General features: G+C 44.2%; 7 protein-coding genes and 1 pseudogene. All 8 read left to right on the forward strand.

Going from position 1 to position 6,518, the window contains the following annotated elements:
• Positions 1–6 precede the first annotated feature (6 nt).
• Positions 7–1,188, forward strand: a complete 1,182-nt coding sequence (malE, locus tag TW84_RS18470) for a maltose/maltodextrin ABC transporter substrate-binding protein MalE (RefSeq protein WP_045977099.1) — start codon at positions 7–9, stop codon at positions 1,186–1,188.
• A gap of 72 nt (positions 1,189–1,260) precedes the next feature.
• The gene (gene malF / locus TW84_RS18475; protein ID WP_045977100.1) at positions 1,261–2,832 is read left to right on the forward strand and encodes a maltose ABC transporter permease MalF; all 1,572 of its coding nucleotides are present in this window, start codon (positions 1,261–1,263) and stop codon (positions 2,830–2,832) included.
• Positions 2,833–2,843: 11 nt separating this feature from the next.
• A complete protein-coding gene (malG, locus tag TW84_RS18480; RefSeq protein WP_045977101.1) occupies positions 2,844–3,734 on the forward strand; it encodes a maltose ABC transporter permease MalG in 891 nt (296 codons plus the stop codon).
• A 558-nt stretch (positions 3,735–4,292) separates the two neighbouring features.
• Positions 4,293–4,742, forward strand: coding sequence for a hypothetical protein (locus TW84_RS18485; RefSeq protein WP_045977102.1), 450 nt, complete (start codon positions 4,293–4,295; stop codon positions 4,740–4,742).
• A 65-nt stretch (positions 4,743–4,807) separates the two neighbouring features.
• Positions 4,808–4,942: pseudogene (locus TW84_RS24190) on the forward strand (PAAR-like domain-containing protein); the annotation flags it as partial.
• 116 nt (positions 4,943–5,058) lie between these two features.
• The gene (locus TW84_RS25115) at positions 5,059–5,262 is read left to right on the forward strand and encodes a hypothetical protein (RefSeq protein ID WP_052707940.1); all 204 of its coding nucleotides are present in this window, start codon (positions 5,059–5,061) and stop codon (positions 5,260–5,262) included.
• A 128-nt stretch (positions 5,263–5,390) separates the two neighbouring features.
• Positions 5,391–5,822, forward strand: a complete 432-nt coding sequence (locus TW84_RS18495) for a hypothetical protein (protein ID WP_045977103.1) — start codon at positions 5,391–5,393, stop codon at positions 5,820–5,822.
• A 48-nt stretch (positions 5,823–5,870) separates the two neighbouring features.
• Entirely contained in the window at positions 5,871–6,206 is a 336-nt protein-coding gene (locus TW84_RS18500; RefSeq protein ID WP_045977104.1) for a hypothetical protein, read from the forward strand.
• The last annotated feature ends 312 nt before the right edge of the window (positions 6,207–6,518 follow it).

A 6,518-nucleotide genomic window follows, 5' to 3' on the forward strand; every position in this document is an offset into this window, starting at 1 on the left:
ATGAACATGAAAAATGCCCTAAGCACAGTGGCACTAGGGACCCTAGTTGCTCTTGGCTCATTTGGTGCAAATGCTGCTATCGAAGAAGGTCAATTAACTATCTGGATAAACGGCGATAAAGGTTACAACGGACTGGCTGAAGTAGGTAAACAGTTTGAAGAAGAGACTGGCATCAAAGTGACAGTGGCTCACCCGGATGCGCTACAAGATAAGTTTCCTCAAACAGCAGCGACTGGCGACGGTCCTGATATTGTGTTCTGGGCTCATGACCGTTTTGGCGGATACGCAGAAGCGGGTCTTCTGAGTGAGGTTAAGCCGTCTAAAGAAGTCAAAGAAGGCATCGTAGACTTTGCTTGGGATGCGGTGAAATACAACGGCAAAATCATTGGTTACCCAGTGGCGGTTGAATCACTTTCTCTGATCTACAACAAAGACCTTGTCCCAAACCCACCAAAGAGCTGGGAAGAAGTCGAAGCACTTGACACTAAACTAAAGAAAGAAGGCAAGTCTGCCATTATGTGGAACCTGAAAGAACCATACTTCACATGGCCGTTAATGGCTGCTGACGGTGGTTACGCATTCAAATATGGTGCGGAAGGTTATGACGTTAAAGATGCGGGTATTGCCAATGAAGGCGTGAAAGACGCGATGGACTTTGTAAAAGGTCTGGTAGACAAAGGTGTGATCTCTTCTGACATGGATTATTCTGTTTCTGAGTCTGCATTTAACCAAGGCAACACAGCGATGACCATTAACGGTCCGTGGGCGTGGGGCAACATCGAGAAATCTGGCATCAACTACGGTGTCACCACTTTGCCTAAATTTAATGGCCAATCTTCTAAACCATTCGTTGGTGTTTTGACGGCAGGTATCAGCACAGCGTCGCCAAACAAAGACCTAGCGGTTGAGTTCATTGAAAACTACCTTCTAACTAACGATGGCCTACGCAAAATAAATAATGACAAGCCATTAGGGGCGGTTGCGCTAAACTCCTTCCAGCGTGAGCTAGACTCAGATAAGCGTATTGCAGCGACAATGGACAACGCGATGAATGGTGAAATCATGCCAAACATCCCACAAATGAACGCGTTCTGGGGCAGTGCTAAGAACGCCATCATCAACATTGTTGATGGTCGTCAGTCTGTAGATGCAGCTCTGGCTGACGCAGAAAAACAAATGACAAAATAATTGTCGACCTTTTTAAGGAGGGGGTAACTCCTCCTTCATTTTTTGTTTTATTATCGCTAGCAGGTTCTTTTTATGCAGTCAGTTCAAGGTACAGATGCAATGACATCACCAACAACGAGCTTGCCTTCAAGTAAAAATGTATTCATAAAATGGGCACTTCTTGGCTCAGTCGGTATTCTTAATGGCTACGCGACGATTTTAATGTATTCACGCGGTGAGATTGCGTTCGCACTTCTTACCCTTATCGTAACCGCTCTTGCTCTTTATATCTTTGGTAGTAAAAAGACTTACGCACATCGCTACATATATCCAGGCATCGCAGGCATGATTTTATTCATCCTTTTTCCACTGGCGTACACCGTTGGTCTTGCCTTCACTAACTACAGTGCAAAAAATCAGCTCTCCTTTGAACGTGCTCAGTCTGTTCTGCTTGATCGTACTTATCAAAGTGGTGATAGCTATCCGTTTTCCCTGATCAAGACAGAGAATGGCCATCGTATCTCAGTCAAAAAAGGCGGCCAGCTATTCGCAACGGAAGAATTCAACCTCGCTACGCTATCAGGTGATATGTCGTTGTCTCCGGTTGAGCAAGTAGCAGGCGAAAAAGAGAAAATTAAAACCATCATCAAGAACAAATCCGTTCTTGGTGCGGTAGACCTACACATGCCATCCGGTGAAGACATCCGCATGAGTGGTTTACGCAAGTTTGCTGCTGTGGTGCCATTGTACACTTTGCAAGCTGATGGAGAATCACTCTACAACAATGAGACGCAAGAGACCCTGCGTCCTAACAACGACGTTGGCTTTTACCAGCCTGTTGATAACAATGGCCAATTTGTGGGTTCAACGGTGTCACCTGGTTTCATCGTCACAATTGGCACAGATAACTTTGAACGTGTTTGGAAAGACGACGGGATTAAAGAACCCTTTATCAGTATTTTCATTTGGACAATTGTGTTTTCAGCCGTTAGTGTCGCGCTAACCGTACTGATTGGATTAATTCTGGCAAGCGTCGTTCAGTGGGAAGAGCTGAAAGGGCGTGCGGTGTATCGCGTTCTATTGATTCTGCCTTACGCGGTACCTGCGTTTATCTCGATTCTGATCTTCAAAGGTTTGTTCAACCAGAGCTTTGGTGAAGTAAACATGGTATTGGAAGCGATGTTTGGTATCAGCCCAACTTGGTTCTCTGATCCCTTCTTAGCAAAACTGATGATTATCATCGTCAATACTTGGTTGGGCTTCCCTTACATGATGATTCTATGTATGGGCCTACTGAAAGCGATTCCGGAAGATTTGTATGAAGCATCAGCGATTGATGGGGCGAACTTTATCGACAATTTCCGTCGCATCACACTACCCTTGATGATCAAACCGTTGACACCGCTGCTGATTGCTAGCTTTGCTTTTAACTTCAACAACTTCGTATTGATTCAATTGTTGACGCAAGGCGGCCCGAACATGATTGGTACTTCGGAACCTGCCGGTTATACAGACCTTCTGGTTAACTACACATACCGCATCGCATTTGAAGGCGCTGGTGGTCAAGACTTTGGTTTGGCAAGTGCAATCGCAACGCTGATCTTCCTGTTGGTTGGTGCGCTAGCACTGTTAAACCTTCGTGTCACAAAAGTAGCTCAGGACTAAGGAGAAACATAATGGCAATGGTACAAGGTAAGTCATTAAAATACCGTGTTTGGGCTACTCACATTGCAATGTGGGCTTTCCTAGCACTGATCATCTTCCCTTTGTTGATGATCATCGCAATTTCATTCCGTGAAGGTAATTTCGCAACGGGCAGTCTTATTCCGGAAAATCCCTCTTTAGAGCACTGGAAACTGGCATTAGGCTTCTCAGTCACCCATGCGGATGGGTCGGTAACGCCACCACCATTCCCTGTTCTAACATGGCTATGGAACTCGGTGAAAGTAGCGGGTATTAGTTCGATTCTCATCGTGTCACTGTCTACCACTTCGGCGTATGCATTTGCCCGCATGAAGTTCAAAGGCAAAAACACCATCCTAAAAGCAATGATGATTTTCCAGATGTTCCCAGCTGTACTGGCTTTGGTCGCCATCTATGCGTTGTTCGATAAACTCGGTCAGTATATTCCGTTCCTAGGTCTCAATACTCATGGAGGTTTAATCTTCTCTTACCTCGGTGGTATCGCGCTTCACGTTTGGACGATTAAGGGATACTTTGAGACGATTGACAACTCGTTGGAAGAAGCGGCAGCATTGGATGGCGCGACACCTTGGCAGGCGTTCCGATTGGTTCTACTTCCCCTATCAGTGCCTATTCTGGCCGTAGTGTTTATTTTGTCATTCATTATGGTGGTCGGTGAAGTTCCAGTGGCATCTTTGCTACTTTCTGATGTAGACTCGTACACATTAGCGGTTGGTATGCAGCAGTACCTATACCCTCAGAACTATCTCTGGGGTGATTTCGCGGCAGCAGCCGTCTTGTCTGCATTACCAATTACCATCGTCTTCTTACTTGCACAGCGCTGGTTGGTTGGAGGTTTAACCGCCGGTGGTGTGAAAGGCTAATAAGAAAAATAAGGGCGACCGCAGGGTCGCCCATTTTGTTTCTCGACTTAACACTTTTGGTTTGGCCGCTGATCAGTTAAGAAGAGGGCAAAAACTGGCGTTACGCATAGCTGGCTGTTAGCTTAGATTCCTTACTATTTCACAACTAACAGTTTTTGTAACCAAAGCCCGGGTTAACCCGGGCTTTTTTATGCCTGCGAATCCGCCATTGTGGTCTCATCGCGGTGTGGTGAGTAAAAATATCATTGGTTTTAATGTAACCATAAACACAGATAAGCCTTGTTTTTGGTTGGTTGATTTACCCTATTTACCTGTTGTTAATTTATCCTAAATTAATGTGATCTCTATTTATAATTGATCAAAAAGTAATCAATTCAAATCAGTTGTTTTTTAAATGATTTAATTTGATTTTGCGAGCTTTATAGGTAGTTAGCCTATTTTAACTGCCCTTTTTGTGGTGATTTTGTCGTTTAAGGCTAGTTTTTGTGACGGTTTTTGTCCGGAGCGGCTGATGGTAGGTTGAGGGTAAGTTCATAACCACCACGGAGAGGCAACAACATGACTTACTTAAATGACACAAACGGAAAACTACTCGTACGCCTTGCTCGCATTCTTGAAGCGGATTCAGAGCATCACAAGGTCAAGGTGGCTTTTGGAAATAGCGCGACAGAGGAGCCGACTTGGGCGTCCATCGGGCGCGGATTCACCAAAACTGAGATACATATGGCGATCGATAATCAATTGACATGCAAAATTGAATTTGTCGGCGACGACCTCGCTAAACCTATCTTGACCGATATCTATTTTTCCCTGCTAGGCGAAGAAACGCTAATCATAAAAGCCGACAAGATAACCCTAGAAGGGACGGAAAGTCTGACATTAAAGAGCCAACAGGCGTCGACTCAATACGATGCTCGGTCAGGGCGCATTACGTCGAAAGCAGACTATATCGCTTCAAGAGCAGAAAAGCTTCAAACACTTCAAGCGCAAAAAATCGACCTTAACTAATGTGACCTAATTGTGAGGGAACACAACATGGCAGTAAGTTTGCCATGTTGTACTGGCGGTGATAAAAAAGCATCGCCTCCGGTACTATCGAGGCGCAAGCGGAGTTCATCACCGCTTCACCGACGGTCTTGATTAAAGGCAAAGGGGTGGCCCGCCTCATCGATAAGATGACCATGAACAACGCCAACACCATGTGTATTGCCCCGTATCCAAGCGCTGATCGAATGTTGGCGTACATGCGCGCACGTATTCAATGATCATTTTATTATTTCATTGATGTCAAATAAAAACTTTATCTACAATAGGAGAAAATAGAATGGCTGAGTTAGGTTATTGTCAAATTAGTGATTTGAAGCTGAATCATAGAAGTAAGCGAGCAATCACAGAAGTGAAAGAGATCATGTCTTCTGGAAATTTGTTGGCGAGTGCGTTATCTGCTACACCATTTTATTATATTTTTGGCACTCCAAGCATGACTAAAACTCCCTACATCTATGATGTTAACTATCAGAGAGCATGATTGGGAAATGTTTAGGAAACTAATGAGTTCGGTTCCTGCTATCGTCAAAAGTAGAATACATCTTGTTGCTAGCCAAATGTCGTGGGAGACATCTGGTAAAGAAAAAAGGTTTTGGGAGTGTGTCAGTAATGCAGCTATATAAATTCGTGGCGTCTATCGCGTTATTAACTGGATGTGCAGCTCAAGCAAATACAGAGCAAACCATTACTGATTGGGTTGCGAAAACAGAGAAGTGCCTAGCCTTGTCAGAAGCGAGCGAAGCAAGTTTTCCTGATAATTCTTGGTTCCAATCTTTGGATGTGGAAAAGAAAAAGGGAGTAGCGTTTTATCTTTACCAAGAGAAATTATATGGCTGTTCAAAGCGAGAATCGGACGCTCTGATGCAGTCTCTGACTCAAAGTGAAAATAAAACGCTAATCAAGTTCTTTGCTGGACTTGGGGCATTCGAAAAGCCAGATTCAAAATTTATCGCTGGGGTGGATTCTCAGCAACTTCAGACATTTTCTAATAGTGTAGAGGTGTTTAACCTCAGAAAAGTGGGTAAAGAGTTGAACTTCTGACACCCTCGAATAAGGCAATCCGCAGCGCTACCAGTACGAGTCGACTGGTTGGCGGCAAAGAAAGCGGGCAGTGACAACCTCGAGTCGCTGCTGAACAAACTTCAGTCTCGACTGGAATTTCTCCACGACCAAGCCACTAAGCTGCGATACGCCTATCTCTCGGATGAAGTGTTTGATAAGCACATCACCACTCTGAAAGCCTACATCAAAGGCTTACCCGACTTGATGGCAGGCGCGTTCAGCAAAATAGAGCTAAAAGCCTCCAATCGGTTGAGTCATCTCGACAACGTCAACGTTATCAAAGCCAGTGAGAGTGTCTTTGCCACCGAGGGCGAAACCGCTGAAGTTGTCATCAATACCACACAACCGATCGGTGTGTGGTGAGTAAAATATCATCGGTTTTTATGTAACCACAAACACTGATAACCCTTGTTTTTGGTTGGTTGATTTACCCCATTTGCCTGTTGTGAATTTATCCTAAATTAATGTGATCTTTATTCATGATTGATCAAAAAACGATCAATTTAATTCAGTTGTTTTTTAAATGCTTTAATTTGATTTGCTGCTATTTATAGGTAATTGATCTATCTGTGTGGCCCTTTTTGTGGTGATTTTATCGGTTGAAGCCAGTGGTTATGACGGTTTTTGTCCCGAACGGCTGATGGTAAGTTGATATGCAGTGGTTAACTTTCCTTC

Origin of the sequence: Vibrio neptunius (genome assembly GCF_000967495.1) — a bacterium.
In the GTDB taxonomy this organism is placed as follows: Bacteria; Pseudomonadota; Gammaproteobacteria; order Enterobacterales; family Vibrionaceae; genus Vibrio; species Vibrio neptunius.

What these genes read in the sequence shown, in the direction of transcription:
- malE (WP_045977099.1), top strand. Translation starts at nt 7, where the DNA reads ATGAAAAATGCCCTAAGCACAGTGGCACTAGGGACCCTAGTTGCTCTT.
- malF (WP_045977100.1), top strand. Translation starts at nt 1,261, where the DNA reads ATGCAGTCAGTTCAAGGTACAGATGCAATGACATCACCAACAACGAGC.
- malG (WP_045977101.1), top strand. Translation starts at nt 2,844, where the DNA reads ATGGCAATGGTACAAGGTAAGTCATTAAAATACCGTGTTTGGGCTACT.
- TW84_RS18485 (WP_045977102.1), top strand. Translation starts at nt 4,293, where the DNA reads ATGACTTACTTAAATGACACAAACGGAAAACTACTCGTACGCCTTGCT.
- TW84_RS25115 (WP_052707940.1), top strand. Translation starts at nt 5,059, where the DNA reads ATGGCTGAGTTAGGTTATTGTCAAATTAGTGATTTGAAGCTGAATCAT.
- TW84_RS18495 (WP_045977103.1), top strand. Translation starts at nt 5,391, where the DNA reads ATGCAGCTATATAAATTCGTGGCGTCTATCGCGTTATTAACTGGATGT.